General features: G+C 70.2%; 13 protein-coding genes and 2 tRNA genes. 4 read left to right on the top strand and 11 right to left on the bottom strand.

Going from position 1 to position 16,624, the window contains the following annotated elements; genetic code table 11:
* The first annotated feature begins 212 nt into the window (after window positions 1-212).
* Complete coding sequence (locus F8R89_RS18135) at window positions 213-911, top strand: DUF5324 family protein (RefSeq protein ID WP_151784950.1); 699 nt, start codon at window positions 213-215, stop codon at window positions 909-911.
* 516 nt (window positions 912-1,427) lie between these two features.
* Here F8R89_RS18135 and F8R89_RS18130 read toward each other — a convergent pair.
* Window positions 1,428-1,500 (bottom strand) — tRNA-Ala (locus F8R89_RS18130).
* A 182-nt stretch (window positions 1,501-1,682) separates the two neighbouring features.
* On the opposite strand from F8R89_RS18130, the gene F8R89_RS18125 reads away from it, so the two are divergent.
* Both F8R89_RS18125 and F8R89_RS18120 read left to right on the top strand, forming a co-directional pair.
* Window positions 1,683-2,231, top strand: coding sequence for a helix-turn-helix domain-containing protein (locus tag F8R89_RS18125; protein WP_151784949.1), 549 nt, complete (start codon window positions 1,683-1,685; stop codon window positions 2,229-2,231).
* A gap of 178 nt (window positions 2,232-2,409) precedes the next feature.
* On the top strand, window positions 2,410-3,987 hold the full coding sequence (locus tag F8R89_RS18120) for a serine/threonine-protein kinase (RefSeq protein WP_151784948.1): 1,578 nt from the start codon (window positions 2,410-2,412) through the stop codon (window positions 3,985-3,987).
* 40 nt (window positions 3,988-4,027) lie between these two features.
* Here the strand turns inward: F8R89_RS18120 and F8R89_RS18115 are convergent, their stop codons facing one another.
* Together F8R89_RS18115 and F8R89_RS36775 are read right to left on the bottom strand one after the other, a co-directional pair.
* Window positions 4,028-5,338 carry a hypothetical protein gene (locus tag F8R89_RS18115; RefSeq protein WP_225994425.1) on the bottom strand — a complete coding sequence of 437 codons (1,311 nt, stop codon included), beginning with the start codon at window positions 5,336-5,338 and terminating at the stop codon, window positions 4,028-4,030.
* Between the two features lie 257 nt (window positions 5,339-5,595).
* A complete protein-coding gene (locus F8R89_RS36775) occupies window positions 5,596-5,724 on the bottom strand; it encodes a DLW-39 family protein (RefSeq protein ID WP_003999697.1) in 129 nt (42 codons plus the stop codon).
* A 336-nt stretch (window positions 5,725-6,060) separates the two neighbouring features.
* Between F8R89_RS36775 and F8R89_RS18105 the strand changes: the two genes are divergently transcribed.
* Entirely contained in the window at window positions 6,061-6,441 is a 381-nt protein-coding gene (locus tag F8R89_RS18105; protein WP_151784946.1) for a DUF6344 domain-containing protein, read from the top strand.
* A gap of 152 nt (window positions 6,442-6,593) precedes the next feature.
* On the opposite strand, the gene F8R89_RS18100 is transcribed toward F8R89_RS18105, so the two are convergent.
* The 8 genes from F8R89_RS18100 to gnd all read right to left on the bottom strand — a co-directional run bounded on the left by F8R89_RS18100 (window position 6,594) and on the right by gnd (window position 16,531).
* Window positions 6,594-7,334: an AAA family ATPase gene (locus F8R89_RS18100; RefSeq protein ID WP_151784945.1), complete on the bottom strand. Its 741-nt coding sequence runs from the start codon at window positions 7,332-7,334 to the stop codon at window positions 6,594-6,596.
* Window positions 7,335-7,655: 321 nt separating this feature from the next.
* Window positions 7,656-7,732 (bottom strand) — tRNA-Ile (locus tag F8R89_RS18090).
* Between the two features lie 123 nt (window positions 7,733-7,855).
* Window positions 7,856-8,617: a DUF3566 domain-containing protein gene (locus F8R89_RS18085; RefSeq protein WP_151784943.1), complete on the bottom strand. Its 762-nt coding sequence runs from the start codon at window positions 8,615-8,617 to the stop codon at window positions 7,856-7,858.
* An 18-nt stretch (window positions 8,618-8,635) separates the two neighbouring features.
* A complete protein-coding gene (gene gyrA / locus F8R89_RS18080; protein ID WP_151784942.1) occupies window positions 8,636-11,230 on the bottom strand; it encodes a DNA gyrase subunit A in 2,595 nt (864 codons plus the stop codon).
* 42 nt (window positions 11,231-11,272) lie between these two features.
* Entirely contained in the window at window positions 11,273-13,333 is a 2,061-nt protein-coding gene (gene gyrB, locus F8R89_RS18075; protein ID WP_192806161.1) for a DNA topoisomerase (ATP-hydrolyzing) subunit B, read from the bottom strand.
* Window positions 13,334-13,839: 506 nt separating this feature from the next.
* Entirely contained in the window at window positions 13,840-14,403 is a 564-nt protein-coding gene (locus tag F8R89_RS18070) for a DUF721 domain-containing protein (protein ID WP_151784940.1), read from the bottom strand.
* Window positions 14,400-15,521: a DNA replication/repair protein RecF gene (recF, locus tag F8R89_RS18065; protein WP_151784939.1), complete on the bottom strand. Its 1,122-nt coding sequence runs from the start codon at window positions 15,519-15,521 to the stop codon at window positions 14,400-14,402. The genes F8R89_RS18070 and recF overlap by 4 nt, the downstream gene beginning before the upstream one ends.
* A gap of 134 nt (window positions 15,522-15,655) precedes the next feature.
* A complete protein-coding gene (gnd, locus tag F8R89_RS18060; protein ID WP_151784938.1) occupies window positions 15,656-16,531 on the bottom strand; it encodes a phosphogluconate dehydrogenase (NAD(+)-dependent, decarboxylating) in 876 nt (291 codons plus the stop codon).
* Window positions 16,532-16,624: the final 93 nt, after the last annotated feature.

The following is a 16,624-nucleotide window of genomic DNA, read 5'->3' as shown; positions in this document are numbered from 1 at the left end:
GTCGAGTCCTCCCGTGGCGGGGGCGCGACACGGCGAACCGTGGCATTGTCGACGACAAGCCACTGTTGCCCCATATTGATCCGTTATTCCATTCGATCACTTTCACCGGCACCCGAATGCCCGCCCACACATGCCCCGCCGCGTTCCGGGAGGCATGATCCGTAAAAGGGTGGAAAGTCGAATTACCGTACGCCACCGAGGAGGAGGAACCCGTGACCCGCATCGACAGCGTGCGCGCCGCGACCGGCTCGGCGAAGGACAGCGTGCTGCACGCCGCGGAAGTGGTGGCGCCCTACGCCGACACCGCAAAGGACAGGGCCGCCCACTACGCACACGAGGCACGCGTACGGCTCGCGCCCAAGGTGTCGCTGGCCACCGAGCAGGCCCGCGCCCAGTACGGCGTCCACGTCGCCCCGCGCCTGGAGCAGGCACGCGCCCATGTACCGCCGAAGGTCGACCAGGCCGCCCAGGAGGCGGCGCTCCGCACCCGCAAGGCGGCTCTGCAGGCCGCCGAGTACTCCCGGCCCAGGCTCGAGCAGGCCGTGGCCGCGGCCGGACCCGTCAAGGACGAGGCGGCCGCCCGCGGGGTCGCCGCACTGGCCGCCCTGCGCGGTCAGGTCTCGCCGAAGGACGTGCAGAAGTTGGTGCGCAAGCACCAGCGGCGCGCCAAGGCCGGCCGTCTGGCGAAGGCCCTGGCCGTCGTCGGTCTTCTCGCGGGCGGTGCTTTCGCCGCCTGGAAGTGGTGGGACAAGCAGGCCAACCCGGACTGGCTGGTCGAGCCTCCCGCCGCGACGGAGGTCCCGGAGTCCAACCGTCTGGCATCGGTCGACGGCACGGACCAGAGCGTGCTCGACCCCGAGGTCCAGGCGAAGGAGGCCGAGGAGGCCGCCCAGCGCGACGAGGGCAAGTGACCGAAGGTGTGACCTGACGGCGCGACCTGAGGGTCGGTCATATCAGCTTGTTCCAACACCGCCAGGGGGCGGGAGACTTCAGATCTCCCGCCCCCTGGCGGTGTTTCACGTGGAACATCGGCTGCCGCCGAAGATCGGCTGTCTTCGAGCGTCATCGGCCTCGCTCGAAGCTGTGAGGCAGTTGTGTTCACACCTCCCGCCCACGATGACGTTTGCAACGACTTGCGTGCGCGGGCTCCACACAAGCTCCCCTAACGGAACGCGCCCTTCTGATTACCTGATCACCTGAAGACCAGCTCACACAGGGGTTCGGGAGCGGCACGAAAGCGTCGACAGACCGTCGGCCGGGGACTTCCCCATGAGGGCCGAGGACATCGAGAATGTTTGCGCAAATATGCGCAACGTCACCACGGTCTCCCCGCCGGTGACACAGGTCACGGCCGCGCGGGCAGATCAACGGCGGCCGGACAGACGAAACCGGCCAGCACCCGTGAGAGTGCCGGCCGGTCCGGAGAGTGGAGCCTAGGGGAGTCGAACCCCTGACATCTGCCATGCAAAGACAGCGCTCTACCAACTGAGCTAAGGCCCCGGAAGAGGTGCATCCGACCGGAACGAGCACGTCCCGGCGGCTGCCGCAGTCCAGACTACCGGGTCGCGCCCCGGATCTCGCAAAAAAGATGGGGGGTCCCGATGCACAACCACTCTCCGTAAGATGCTCGACGTGGTTCGCTACAGCGAACCACGGTTTTGGGGAAGCGATGGGGAGACGCAATGGACGCCGCACAGCAGGAAGCCACCGCAAGAGCGCGGGATCTGCAGCGGAACTGGTACGGGGAGCCGCTGGGGACGCTCTTCCGTAGGCTCATCGACGATCTTGGTCTCAACCAGGCTCGTCTCGCGGGGGTTCTGGGACTGTCCGCGCCGATGCTGTCGCAGCTGATGAGCGGCCAGCGGGCGAAGATCGGCAATCCCGCCGTGGTCCAGCGGGTACAGCTGCTGCAGGACTTGGCGGGGCAGGTCGCGGACGGCAGCGTGAGCGCGGCCGAGGCCACCGAGCGCATGGAGGAGATCAAGAAGTCGCAGGGGGGCTCGGTGCTCAGCAACACCACGCAGACGACGAACAGTTCGGGCGCGCCCACCGTGAAGCGGGTGGTCCGCGAGATCCAGTCACTGCTGCGCTCGGTCGCCGCCGCGGGCGACATCATCGAGGCCGCCGACAGTCTCGCCGGGAGCCACCCGGAACTGGCAGAGTTCCTCCGGGTGTACGGCGCCGGCCGGACGTCCGACGCGGTCGCGCACTACCAGTCGCACCAGAGCTGAGCCGTTCCCCGGGCCGGTCGCCGAAGGGGGTCGGCGACCGGCCCGGCGGCTGAGCGGACCCCGGTCCACCGGTGCGTCCGGGGACCGCGCCCCAAGGGGAGCCGGGCAGGAGGAGTCGTATCGCCCGTCGTGGGGGAAGCAAGGGGGATGACCACAGGGGGAGGAGCGACGCACAGCCATGGGTGAGGTCTTCGCCGGCCGGTACGAACTGGCCGACCCGATCGGGCGCGGAGGCGTCGGTGCCGTCTGGCGTGCCTGGGATCACCGCCGCCGCCGGTATGTGGCGGCCAAGGTGCTCCAGCAGAGCGACGCGCACTCGCTGCTGCGGTTCGTCCGGGAACAGGCCCTGCGGATCGACCACCCCCATGTGCTCGCCCCGGCCAGCTGGGCCGCCGACGACGACAAGGTCCTGTTCACCATGGACCTGGTGGGCGGCGGTTCGCTCGTCCACCTCGTCGGGGACTACGGGCCCCTGCCGCCGGCGTTCGTGTGCACGCTGCTCGACCAGTTGCTGTCCGGCCTGGCGGCCGTGCACGCCGAGGGCGTCGTCCACCGGGACATCAAGCCCGCCAACGTGCTCCTGGAGGCCACCGGGACGGCCCGGCCGCGGCTGCGGCTGTCCGACTTCGGCATCGCCATGCGGCTGGGCGAGCCCCGGCTGACCGAGACCAATCTCGTGGTGGGGACGCCCGGTTACCTCGCACCCGAGCAACTCCTTGGCTCCGACCCGGACTTCCCGGCGGATCTGTTCGCCGTGGGGCTGGTGGCGCTGTATCTGCTGGAGGGCGCCAAGCCGGACGCCAAGGCGCTCGTGCAGTACTTCACCGAGCACGGCACACCAGGCCCGCCCAAGGGCATTCCCGAGCCGCTGTGGCAGATCGTGGCGACGCTGCTCCAGCCCGACCCGCACGCGCGGTTCCGCACCGCCACGGGCGCACGCAAGGCCCTCGCGTCGGCCGTCGAGCTCCTGCCGGAACCCGGCCCCGACGACGAACTGATCGAGATCTTCGACCAACTCGGGCCCCTGCCCTCGGGATTCGGCCCGGAGGGACCCCAGACGCGTGCGCCTGGGGTCATCGACGGGACGGGCACCACGTCCGGCGCCCTGCGCCTGGACAGGGCCGGACCGGCCGGAGCCGGCTCGTCCGCGTCCCTGACCGGGCATCAACCGCCTTCTGTCCCACCGCGCCCCGCCCTCATGCCACCCGCGCCCTCCATACCGGCCCCACCGGCCGTGGCGCCCCCTGTGCCGGCCTCCTCGCCGCCACCGCCCCCACACCGCTCCGAGACACCGCAGCAGGGCCCCGGGACGCCCCCGGACTCCTCGCCGTCCGGCCATCGGCTGCCCACCATGTCGGACACCGGCAGCTTCCCCCTGCCCCCGCCCGACAGCACCGCGTCCACCGCCCGCTACACGGCACCCCCGCCGTCGTACGACCGCACCCGCGATCTCGCCGCTCATCGATCCCCCGTCCAGCAGTACCCGTACGGGCCCCCGGCCCCCGCGGAGCCCCCGACGCCCACTCCCTCGCCGGCACCGGCTCCGTATCACCGCGTCGACACCTCTACTGCCTCATACACCGCCCAGAGCCCGCAGGTTCCCCTTCCTCCGCCGCCATCCGGCGCACAGTCCCGCCCGCGCGCCGGGCACCGTGCCGTGCGCCGGCCCGGTCCCCCCGCCAAGGTGGCCATCCCGCTCCTGCTGCTGGCGCTGGCCTGTTACGCCGTGGGGTTCTGGGCGCTCACCCGCATCTGAGCCGCGGCGCATGCCGCCCGCGTGACTCCGGACGGCGCTTCTACGAGCGCCCGAGCCTCCGGCGCGCGACCACCCTCCACACCGCGAGCACCGCCAGCAGCGCCGTTCCCGTGCCGATACCGCTCACCGCAAGCACGGTCATCGCGGTGTCGCCGTGCCCGTCTCCGCCCGGCGTACCGCCCGTGGCCGGTCCCCCGGTGACCCCGCCGAGGTCCAGGTCCACCGGCTCGGCCTCGAAGAGGTCGTCCGGCCTGGGCTGCCCCGCGTAGTCCGGAGCGGCCTTCTCCGAGCCGTCCAGCCGCACCCGCAGGGCCACGTCGAAGGGCCCCTCGCCGAACTTGTCGGCCACCTCGGACGCGAGGTGCACGACCAGGTAGTAGGACCCGGCGAACCGCATGGCGGCGATCCGGTCCGTCCCCGCGTACCGGTTCTCGTAGGCGACCGGAGGCAGGGGCGGGAGCGCGGCGGACTCCTCGCGGCCGGCGTAGTTGGCGCTCACGTCGTCGACGAACCCGCGCGCGGGGTTGTAGAGCGTGAGGCTCAGCGCGCCGGTCGTATAGCCGCCCCGGCCGTCCGCGGCGGCCAGTTCGGCGGTCGCGGAGAGCTGCCCGCCCCAGCCGACGGGCACCCTGTAGAAGAGCGTGCCGCCCGGTTCGATGCCCGCGCCCCACGCGCCCGGGCCGACGGGCACCGCCGAGGCGAAGCCCGAGCCGCCCTCGCGCGCGACGGGCTCGCCGGTGGCGGGCGCCGGGGTCCGCGAGTTCCAGGCCTCCGGCACCTCGGCGGCGACGGGCTCACGCAACGCCGGCTCCGAGACGACGAACAGCTCCAGGTCCCAGTCGTCCGGCGCCGACACAGGCGTACCGACCCGCTCGACGACCACGTCGTAGAGCCCCGCCGTCTTGCAGCGGGGCCGGTCGGCGGAGATCTCCCGGGCGCCCCAGGCGGCGATCGGACGGGCGCTGCGGACGACGCCGAAGGTCTCGGTGTCCAGGGAGCAGGAACGGCCGGCGGCGTCCCGCACGGTCACCTTGATGCCCTCGCCCGCGGACACGGTGCTGCCGGGGGCGGGGGCCGCGGTGGCGGAGACGTAGGTGTCGGTGGTCGCGTCGAGTTCCAGGGAATAGTGCACGGCCGCGTCACCGGGCAGCGAACTGCGGTACGTCGTCCCGGCGGTGAGGCGCTTCGCACCGGCGGGGGCGGGGGAGCCGGTGACGCCCGTGGCGTCGGGGGCGAAGCCGTACGGCCCTGGCGTCCCGGCCGCGAGCGCATCGGGCACCGGCAGCACGGCTGTTGCGCACAGCAGCAGCGCCCCTGCGGCGGCCGACCGCGCACGGACCGCGTGACGCACCGGACGCGCCCCCTGCCGTGCCCCCGTACGCCGCCTCATCCCGCGCCACCCCTCGTCGCCGCTTCCGGACCGTCGCCCATCCTGCCCAGCGCGGCGACCCGGCACCCCCGCATTCCGCACGCCCGTCCGAAACGGAAGCTCCTAAACGCTGTGGCCGGCTTCCGCAACTCGGGGAACGGTCGGGACGCGTTGCTCCGAACACACGAAACCCCGGCCGCGTCGGCGGCCGGGGTCTGTGTCGAATCCGTCGTGACGGCTCACGAACCCGTGGGCACGGAGTCAGTCGCCTCCGTCCACAGATCCTGCTCGGCGCGATCCGCCTGGATCTGGCGGTACACGAGGAGCCCGCCGATGGCGGCCAGTGCGACCAGGAGAAGCTTCTTCACCGCGCGACCTCGTCTTTCCTTGACGTAGGGGACCTCTGGCGCCCGACTATACACACCGGCCGATACCGATCGGTGACCTGCGTGGGGGCTCAACTGCCGCCCGGCACACCCCAGTAGATGGGGACGAACCGCCTCCGGACCGGAGAGTGATCACCCCCGGACACAGAGCGACTTTGTCGCGTACGGCAACTTTTGCCCTACTTCGCGCCTCTTGCGTCCATTCGAGTGCTGTTCATCTGAAGATCGACGCGCCACGGGCGTCGGTCCATGACTTCGCGGCCCACATACACATCATGAGGAAAGTACGCAAATCGCCCAACCTGAAAGTGAGGGGCCATGACCAGGAACAAGGTCATGAACCTGTGGACCGCCGTCGTCACCGCCTTCCTCGCGCTGTTCACGGCGCTCGGCTTCGTCTCCAACACCGCGGCCGCGGCCTCGCCGGGGACCGAGACCTCCTCCCGCAACACCGGCCGCGACGAGAGCGAGCGCAGCGCGGAGCTCGCGGTGCCGGCGCCGCCCCACTGGGCCTGGTCCTACGCAAGGGCTCTGCCTCCGACGATGAAGCAGCGCATCCGGGCCGAGGCCCACGGAAAGACCCCCAGCTGCCGGCACCGTCCGCTCGCGGACACGGAAGCGGCCGCATCGGTCCCGGCGACCCGCGAGTGCGCCACAGCGGCCTCCCCGGCCCAGCCCCTGGTGCCCCACCAACGCTGACCCGTCGGGCCCGCCCGAGCGACAGCACTACGCAGTACGCAGTACGCAGTACGGACGTAACGCGGTAACAGCAGTACAGGCAGCACGCAGTACCCAGCACGCAGCAGTGAACGCCGACGACGCAGAAGGACGCCCTCCCCTACGGCGGGACGTCACTCCGCTTCGACGATGTGCCGTAGATAGGCCCAGGGGTCGTTGAGATAGCGACGCCAGTGGTCGACGAGCTCCAGATCCCGCCAGCCGGCGGGACGCATTCCGTGGTCACCCACCTCGATGATCTCGGCGCCGGGTAGCGCCGTGAGCACTGGTGAGTGCGTGGCGCAGACGATCTGCGCACCGGAACGCCCCAGGTGATGCAGCAGCCCCACAAGTTGAAGACAGGAAGCGAACGACAGCGCGGCCTCGGGTTCGTCCATGACGTACAGCCCGGGTCCCTCGAAACGCTCGCGGAAGGCCATCAGAAAGCCTTCGCCGTGGCTCATCTCGTCCACGGCCCCCGAGAGCCTTCCCGTCGCTTGCTCCCGGCCCAGCGCGTCCAGCGCCGTCTCCGCCCGCAGGAAGAACCCTCTGCGGCGCGTCCGAGACCCGCGCAGCATGCGCCGCCCGGCCGCCGTCGCCTCGAACCGCACCCGCGCGCCCAGCTCCGAGGGCTCGCGGGCACTGGCGTACCGGTACCCCGCGGACCCGCCCCAGGAGTCCAGCCCGAACCCCTCCGCCAGCGCCTCGACCAGCGTCGACTTCCCGGAGCCGTTCTCCCCCACGAGGAACGTGACGGGCGCGGAGAACCGCAGCCCCTCCTCCACGAGCTGCCGCACACACGGCACGTCCCACGGCCACCGCCCCTCGGCCACCTCATCCGCGGCGGCATGCGCATAGACCCGCTCGACAATCACCCCGCCACCCTCCCACCCACCACTGACAACGGCTTCCCACGGCGCCCTGCGGTCGCGGTACCGGTGGATCGCGGTGATCCTCACAGGGAGGCGTGGCCGGCCTGCGTGAAAGGTGTGCGCGGGTGAGCCCGCCGTGCAGGAGGGCCGCGGAGCGGGCGTGGCGGCCGCGGGCATCAGCCTGATCACCCAGCTCATGTTCATCCCGTACTACCCGCTGTGGGCCCTTCCCATGATGGCGCTGGACCTCGCGAGCCTCTTCGCCCTGACACTGGTGACGCCGCGCAAAAGACCCCCGGACCACTGGTCCGGGGGTCTTCTCGCTGGTGGGGCTAACAGGATTTGAACCTGTGGCCTCATCCTTATCAGGGATGCGCTCTAACCAACTGAGCTATAGCCCCGCCGCGCTCTGCGGTGTGTCTCCCGCGCGCTGACTCCTGAACATTAGCGCACGACACGGGCAGTCCCAAAATCGGTTGCCGAAGGGGCGGCGGGAGGGGCCGGGGCCCTGCCTCACCCCACCCTCACTCGTCCTCCGCGAGGGTCAGCTCGACGCCGCCCACGAAGCCCGCGGAGAGGTTGTAGATGAACGCGCCGAGGGTCGCCAGCGCCGTCGCGAGGACGACGTCGATGACCGCGATGATCGACGTGAACAGCAGGACGTTCGGCAGCGACAGGAACGACTGCAGGTCGAAGCCGTTCGACTCGTTCGAGCCGGTGGCCTCGGAGATCGTGCCGCCGACCGTGGAGAAGACGCCCATGGCGTCCATGACCATCCACAGCACCGCGGCCGCGACGATCGTGCAGATGCCCAGCGCGATGGACAGCAGGAAGCTGACCTTCATCACCGACCACGGGTCCGCCTTGGCGACCCGCAGCCGCGCCTTGCGGGTGCGCGGGGTCGTACGCGCCCCGGTGCGCGGCTTGCGCATCGCGCCCGCCGGAGTGCCGCCGCCGGCCGTCTGATAGGCCTGCGGCGGGTGGTACGGACCGCCGGCCTGCTGAGGCTGGCGCTCACCCGGCAGGGGCGACGCCTGAGGCTGCCCGCCCCCCGGAGCGGCCGGGCCCCCACCGGCCGCGTAGGTGTCCGTCACGGTTCCCCCCTGGGATCCAGTCGCGTCGGGCGTGGACGCGCCCTTCGCCGGCGACGACTTGATCGCCTTCAGCTGCGTGGTGTGGGTGTCCGCCGCCTGCGCGGCGGAGCCACGACCGCCGCCGCCCGTCTCCGAACCGGCCGGAGAACCGGCCGGGATACCGGACGATCCGGTGCCCGTGGCTCCGCTCACGATGACTCACTCCTCGTGCTACTCGGCAGAGGGCGCGTCACCCTCGTCCGTGCCGGTGGTCGCGACCCCCTCGGCGGTCTCGTCGACGGCCACGTCGCCGTCGACCTCCTCCGCCTCGCGTCCCGCCTCGGCGTTGCGTGCGATACCTACGACGGCATCGCGCTTGCCGAGGTTGATCAGTTGGACGCCCATGGTGTCACGGCCCGTCTCCCTGACCTCGTTGACTCGCGTACGAATCACACCGCCGCCGAGCGTGATGGCGAGGATCTCGTCGGTCTCCTCGACCACCAGCGCGCCGACGAGCGAACCGCGATCCTCGACGATCTTGGCGGCCTTGATACCCAGGCCGCCACGACCCTGGACGCGGTAGTCGTCGACCGCGGTCCGCTTCGCGTACCCGCCGTCGGTGGCAGTGAACACGAACGTACCGGGTCGAACAACATTCATCGAGAGGAGCTCGTCGCCCTCGCGGAAGCTCATGCCCTTGACACCCGAGGTGGCACGGCCCATGGGCCGCAGCGACTCGTCCGTGGCGGTGAACCTGATCGACTGGGCCTTCTTGCTGATCAGAAGCAGATCATCATCGGCCGAGACCAGTTCGGCACCGATCAGCTCGTCGTCGGAACCGTCCTCCGTCTCACGGAGGTTGATCGCGATGACACCGCCGGAGCGCGGCGAATCGTAATCCTTCAGAGGCGTCTTCTTGACCAGGCCCGCCTTGGTGGCGAGCACGAGGTACGGCGCCGCCTCGTAGTCGCGGATCGCGAGGATCTCGGCGATGGCCTCGTCCGGCTGGAAGGCCAGCAGGTTCGCCACGTGCTGCCCGCGCGCGTCCCGGCCGGCGTCCGGGAGCTCGTACGCCTTGGCGCGGTAGACACGGCCCTTGTTCGTGAAGAACAGCAGCCAGTGGTGCGTGGTCGAGACGAAGAAGTGGTCGACGATGTCGTCTTCCTTCAGCTTCGTGCCGCGCACGCCCTTGCCGCCGCGCTTCTGCGCCCGGTAGTCGTCCGTCTTGGTGCGCTTGACGTAGCCGCCCCGGCTGACGGTGACCACGATGTCCTCTTCGGCGATGAGGTCCTCGATGGACATGTCGCCGTCGTAGGGCACCAGCATGGTCTTGCGGTCGTCGCCGTACTTCTCGACGATCGCGGCGAGCTCCTCGCTCACGATGCCGCGCTGGCGGACCGGGGAGGACAGGATCTCGTTGTACTCGGTGATCTTCGCCTGGAGCTCGTCGTGCTCCTGGACGATCTTCTGGCGCTCCAGGGCGGCCAGCCGGCGCAGCTGCATCTCGAGGATGGCGTTGGCCTGGATCTCGTCGATCTCCAGGAGCTCCATCAGGCCGCCGCGCGCGATCTCGACGGTGTCGCTGCGCCGGATCAGCGCGATGACCTCGTCGATGGCGTCCAGGGCCTTCAGCAGGCCGCGCAGGATGTGCGCCCGCTCCTCGGCCTTGCGCAGCCGGAAGCGGGTACGGCGGACGATGACCTCGATCTGGTGCGTCACCCAGTGCCGGATGAACGCGTCCAGGGAGAGCGTGCGCGGCACGCCGTCGACGAGCGCCAGCATGTTGGCGCCGAAGTTCGTCTGCAGGTCCGTGTGCTTGTACAGGTTGTTCAGGACGACCTTGGCGACCGCGTCCCGCTTGAGGACGATCACCAGGCGCTGGCCCGTACGGGACGACGTCTCGTCGCGGACGTCGGCGATGCCGCCGATCTTGCCGTCCTTCACCAGGTCGGCGATCTTCTGCGCGAGGTTGTCGGGGTTGACCTGGTAGGGCAGCTCCGTGACCACCAGGCACTGGCGGTTCTGGATCTCCTCGACCTCGACGACCGCGCGCATCGTGATGGAGCCGCGGCCGGTGCGGTACGCCTCCTCGATGCCCTTGCGGCCGACGACGAGCGCGCCGGTCGGGAAGTCGGGGCCCTTGATGCGCTCGATCAGCGCGTCCAGCAGCTCCTCGTGCGAGGCCTCGGGGTTCTCCAGGTACCACTGGGCGCCGGCGGCGACCTCGCGCAGGTTGTGCGGCGGGATGTTGGTCGCCATGCCGACCGCGATACCGGCCGAGCCGTTGATCAGCAGGTTCGGGAAGCGGGACGGCAGGACCGTCGGCTCCTGGGAGCGGCCGTCGTAGTTGTCCGTGAAGTCGACGGTCTCCTCGTCGATGTCACGGACCATCTCCATCGACAGCGGCGCCATCTTGCACTCGGTGTAGCGCATGGCCGCCGCCGGGTCGTTGCCCGGGGAGCCGAAGTTGCCGTTGGAGTCGACGAGCGGCATGCGCATCGACCACGGCTGGGCGAGGCGCACCAGGGCGTCGTAGATCGAGGAGTCGCCGTGCGGGTGGTAGTTGCCCATGACGTCGCCGACCACGCGCGCGCACTTGTAGAAGCCGCGCTCGGGGCGGTAGCCGCCGTCGTACATGGCGTACAGCACGCGCCGGTGGACGGGCTTGAGGCCGTCCCGGACGTCGGGCAGCGCACGCGAGACGATGACGGACATCGCGTAGTCGAGGTACGAGCGCTGCATCTCCGTCTCGAGCCCGACGGGCTCGACACGCTGGGCGATGACGCCGTCCTCTTCAGGAGTGACGGGAGTGTTCTCGTCGGCCATTGCTGGTGAAGATCCTTCCTGGTGCGGTCAGCTGAGACCGACTCAGATGTCGAGGAAGCGGACGTCCTTGGCGTTGCGCTGGATGAACTGGCGGCGCGCCTCGACGTCCTCGCCCATCAGGACCGAGAACAGGTCGTCGGCCTGGGCGGCGTCGTCGAGCGTGACCTGGCCGAGGACGCGGTGCTCCTGGTCCATGGTCGTCACGCGCAGCTCCTCGGCGTTCATCTCACCGAGACCCTTGAAGCGCTGGATCGAGTCCTCCTTGATGCGCTTGCCGCGCTGGCGGCCCATCTCGATCAGCGCGTCGCGCTCGCGGTCGGAGTAGGCGTACTCCACCTCGTCCCGGCCCCACTTGATCTTGTAGAGCGGCGGACGCGACAGGAAGACGTGCCCGGCCTCGACCAGCGGACGCATGAAGCGGAACAGGAACGTCAGCAGCAGGGTGTTGATGTGCTGGCCGTCGACGTCGGCGTCCGCCATCAGGATGATCTTGTGATAGCGCAGCTTCTCGATGTCGAAGTCCTCGTGCACACCCGTGCCGAAGGCCGAGATCAGCGCCTGGATCTCCTGGTTCTGCAGGATCTTGTCGATCCGCGCCTTCTCGACGTTGAGGATCTTGCCGCGGATCGGGAGGATCGCCTGGTACTCGGGGTTGCGGCCGGACTTGGCCGAGCCACCGGCTGAGTCGCCCTCGACGATGAAGATCTCGCACTTGGTGGGGTCGTTCGACTGGCAGTCGGAGAGCTTGCCCGGCAGGGACGCGGTCTCCAGCAGGCCCTTGCGGCGGGTCAGGTCACGCGCCTTGCGGGCGGCCACGCGCGCGGTGGCGGCCTGGATGCCCTTGCGGATGATGTCCGCGGCCTCGTTCGGGTTGCGGTCCAGCCAGTCCGCCAGGTGCTCGTAGACGACCTTCTGGACGAAGGTCTTCACCTCGGTGTTGCCGAGCTTCGTCTTCGTCTGGCCCTCGAACTGGGGCTCGCTCAGCTTGACCGAGATGATCGCCGTCAGACCCTCTCGGATGTCGTCGCCCGTGAGGTTGTCGTCCTTGTCGCGCAGCAGCTTCTTGTCGCGCGCGTACTTGTTGATCAGCGAGGTCAGCGCGGCGCGGAAGCCCTCTTCGTGCGTACCGCCCTCGTGCGTGTGGATGATGTTCGCGAAGGAGTAGACGCCCTCGGTGTAGCTGCTGTTCCACTGCATCGCGACCTCGAGGGACAGGAGCTTGTCCTTGTCCTCCGCCTCCAGGTCGATGACGGTGGGATGCACCACGTCCCCCTTGCGGGAGTTGAGGTACTTCACGAAGTCGACGATGCCGCCCTCGTAGTGGTAGTCGACCGACTTGACCTCGGCCTTCTCGTCCGCGCCCGCCTCGTCCGCGCCGGAGGTCGCCTTCGCCGACTCACGCTCGTCGGTGAGCCGGATGCGCAGGCCCTTGTTGAGGAACGCCATCTCCTGGAAGCGCCGCGACAGCGTCTCGAAGGAGTACTCGGTGGTCTCGAAGATGTCCGGGTCGGCCCAGAAGGTGACCGACGTGCCGTGCTCCTCCGTCGCCTCGTGCCGGGCGAGCGGGGCGGTCGGGACGCCGAGCTTGTACTCCTGCGTCCAGCGGTAGCCGTCCGTCTTGACCTCGACGGAGACCTTGGTGGACAGGGCGTTCACGACGGACACGCCGACGCCGTGCAGACCGCCGGAGACCGCGTAGCCACCGCCGCCGAACTTGCCGCCCGCGTGCAGCACGGTCAGGACGACCTCGACGGCCGGCTTGCCCTCGGACGGGACGATGCCCACCGGGATACCGCGGCCGTTGTCGACGACGCGGACGCCGCCGTCGGGAAGGATCGTCACGTCGATCGTGTCCGCGTAACCGGCCAGAGCCTCGTCGACGGAGTTGTCGACGACCTCCTGCACGAGGTGGTGCAGTCCGCGCTCGCCGGTCGAACCGATGTACATACCGGGTCGCTTGCGAACCGCGTCCAGGCCCTCGAGGACGGTGATGGCGCTGGCGTCGTACGAGGAGGTCACCTCGACGCTCGACGAAGCGCCCGCGCCGTCGGCGCCGGCGTCGGTGGACGGAATGTTCTCGTTGGGGTTGCCGGAATCGGCCACGAAGCGCCCTTTCTGGCACAGCACGAGCCAAGCTCGTCGGCGGGTTGCCGGAGCGGCTGCGGCATGTTGCGTTGGTAAGCCTTGATCAGCGTTGCTCAGCGTGTCCCGGACGGTCCCCACGACTGGGGCGGGATTGTCTTCCAGTCTACCGGTAGCGCTGACAGTGATGGGGGTTTGGCGGTACCTGAGTCCGCATGTGCCGCCCTGAACCCGGCTCGGAGGACTCCCGATATACGGAAGGGGGCTCCAAGAGGCTCACAGCGGCACTCAGCGCTTCGAGCCGTCAACCCTTGGCTACTTCGGAGTCAGCTCCGGATTCGCAACCGCGTGCGGTTGTACGACGAACGGCTCGCGGACGTCGTTTCGAGGCCACGAAGAGGCAATGATGTGATGTCTGTCACCTGAGCCTGAAGAGGCTGTGGAGACGCCTGTGACGCCTGTTTCGGACGCTTTTTCGGCCCGAGCGAGGCCGTGCGGACGGCGCCCGGAGCCGGTGCCGAACGCGCTCAGCCGTACGTGTCGCCCGGGCCCGTGCTGCCGGGGGCGCGCAGGGGGCCGTAGCGGCGGGCGGGGCCACCGGGGCCCTGCACCTTGATCTGGCGGACGGACCCGTGGCCCAGGTCCTCGTTGAGGCGGGCGACCAGCGTCGGCGCGAGCAGCCGCAGGTTCGTCGCCCAGGCCGTGGAGTCGCAGCGCACGACCAGGACCCGCTCGTCCTCGTCGTACCGCTCGGGGACGCAGTGCTTGGCGACGTCCTCGCCGACGATCTCCGGCCAGCGCCCCATCACGCCGCCCACGGCCGCCGGGGTCTCCCAACCCCGTTCGGTGATCAGGCGGTTGATGGCCGCGCCGAGCGCCAACGGGTCGCGTCCGTCGGCCCGCGCGCCGGAGCGCAGGCCGCCGCCGCGCCGTGCCTGCTTCTTCTGGTGGGCCGCGTCCCCCCGCGCGCGTGCCTGCTCCTTGGCCGCGCGCAGCGCCACGCGCGCGAGGTCGACGCCGGAGGGCTCGGGGGCCCGGGCGGCCTCCCCTGAGGCGCCGGCGGGAGGCTTCTCGGACGGCTGGTCGCTCATACGCGCTCCACCGTCCCCTCGGACACGGCGTACCGCGCCCCCGCCAGGACATGCGGGACGTCGTCGTCGACCGCGGCGGTCACCAGGACCTGCTCGCCGGGCGCGACCAGCTCGGCCAGGCGCTCGCGGCGCCTGCTGTCCAGCTCGGCGAAGACGTCGTCGAGGACCAGCACCGGCTCGTTGCCCTCGGCGCGCAGCAGGTCGTAGGAGGCCAGCCGCAGGGCCAGCGCGTACGACCAGGACTCACCGTGCGAGGCGTACCCCTTGGCGGGCAGCTGGCCCAGCTTGAGCAGCAGGTCGTCGCGGTGCGGGCCGACGAGGGTGACGCCGCGCTCGATCTCCTGCTTGCGGGCCTCGGCGAGCGCCGCCATCAGCTGCTCGAACAGGTCGTCCCGGGTGTGCGCCTCGCCGGGCGCGGACGGCTTGTAGTCCAGGGCGACGGGACCGCCGCCGGGGGCCAGCTGCTCGTACGCCTTGTCGGCCAGCGGCTGGATCGCGGCGATCAGGTCGAGGCGCTGGGCGAGCAGCTCGGCGCCCGCGCGCGCGAGGTGCTGGTCCCAGACGTCGAGGGTGGACAGGTCCATGGACCGGCCGCCGTGCCGGCGGGCCAGCGCGGCGGACTTCAGCAGGGTGTTGCGCTGCTTGAGCACGCGCTCGTAGTCGGAGCGCACGCCCGCCATGCGCGGGGAGCGGGCGGTGATCAGCTCGTCGAGGAACCTCCGGCGCTCGCCGGGGTCGCCCTTGACCAGGGCCAGGTCCTCCGGGGCGAACAGCACGGTCCGTACGATGCCGAGCACGTCACGGGGTCTGACCTGCGACGATCTATTGATGCGGGCGCGGTTGGCCTTCCCCGGGTTCAGCTCCAGCTCGACCAGCTGGGTGCGCTCGCCCTGCCGTACCTGGGCGCGGACGATCGCGCGGTCGGCGCCCATGCGCACCAGCGGGGCGTCGGAGGAGACACGGTGGCTGCCGAGGGTGGCGAGATAGCCGACCGCCTCGACGAGGTTCGTCTTGCCCTGCCCGTTGGGGCCGACGAACGCGGTGACGCCCGGGTCGAGCGGGACCTCGACCCGGGCGTACGAGCGGAAGTCGGCCAGCGAAAGATGCGTGACGTGCATGGTCGTTCGCCGACCTCCCCCAACGTGTGGTTCAACCGTCCCCAGCTGTGGACAACCGGGGGTGTCCAGGGTGCCAGATCGGCTCCCCCGGACGACGGGCCGCCTCCGGCCGACGACCGCGACCGGAGTGCGGGCTACTTCTTCTCGACCGCGTGCCCGCCGAACTGGTTCCGCAGGGCCGCGATCATCTTCATCTGCGGCGAGTCGTCCTGCCGCGAGGCGAAGCGCGCGAACAGCGAGGCCGTGATCGCGGGCAGCGGCACGGCGTGGTCGATCGCGGCTTCCACGGTCCAGCGTCCCTCGCCGGAGTCCTGCGCGTAACCCCGCAGGTCCTCCAGATGCTCGTCCTCGTCGAGGGCGTTCACCGCGAGGTCCAGCAGCCAGGAGCGGATGACCGTGCCCTCCTGCCAGGAGCGGAAGACCTCCCGGACGTCGGTCACGGAGTCGACCTTCTCCAGCAGCTCCCAGCCCTCGGCATAGGCCTGCATCATGGCGTACTCGATGCCGTTGTGGACCATCTTCGCGAAGTGGCCCGCGCCGACCTTGCCGGCGTGCACCGAGCCGAAGGCGCCCTCCGGCTTCAGGGCGTCGAAGACCGGCCGCACCTTGGCGACGTCCTCCTCGGAGCCGCCGTACATCAGCGCGTAGCCGTTCTCCAGGCCCCAGACGCCGCCGGAGACACCGCAGTCGACGAAACCTATGCCCTTGGCCGCCAGCTGCTCAGCGTGCTTCTCGTCGTCCGTCCAGCGGGAGTTGCCGCCGTCCACCACGACATCGCCGGGCTCCAGCAGCTCGGCCAGCTCGTCGATGGTCGACTGGGTCGGGGCGCCCGCGGGGACCATCACCCAGACGACGCGCGGGCCGGGGAGCTTGCCCACAAGCTCTTCCAGGCTGTGGACGTCCGCGAGGTCAGCGTTGCGGTCGTATCCGACGACGGTGTGGCCCGCACGGCGGATCCGCTCGCGCATGTTGCCGCCCATCTTGCCGAGGCCGACGAGACCGAGCTCCATCAGTTGTGTTCCTTCGGTTGCTGTGGCGTGTGAGGCACCTTCGTACCCGCGTACGAGACTAAACCCGGACGTCCGCGCACAGCTGTGGGCATA

The sequence above is a fragment of the Streptomyces sp. SS1-1 genome, from assembly GCF_008973465.1.
Classification (GTDB): Bacteria; Actinomycetota; Actinomycetes; order Streptomycetales; family Streptomycetaceae; genus Streptomyces.
The sequence above is the reverse complement of the archived record's forward strand: the minus strand, read 5'-3'. Positions and strand labels throughout refer to the sequence as shown.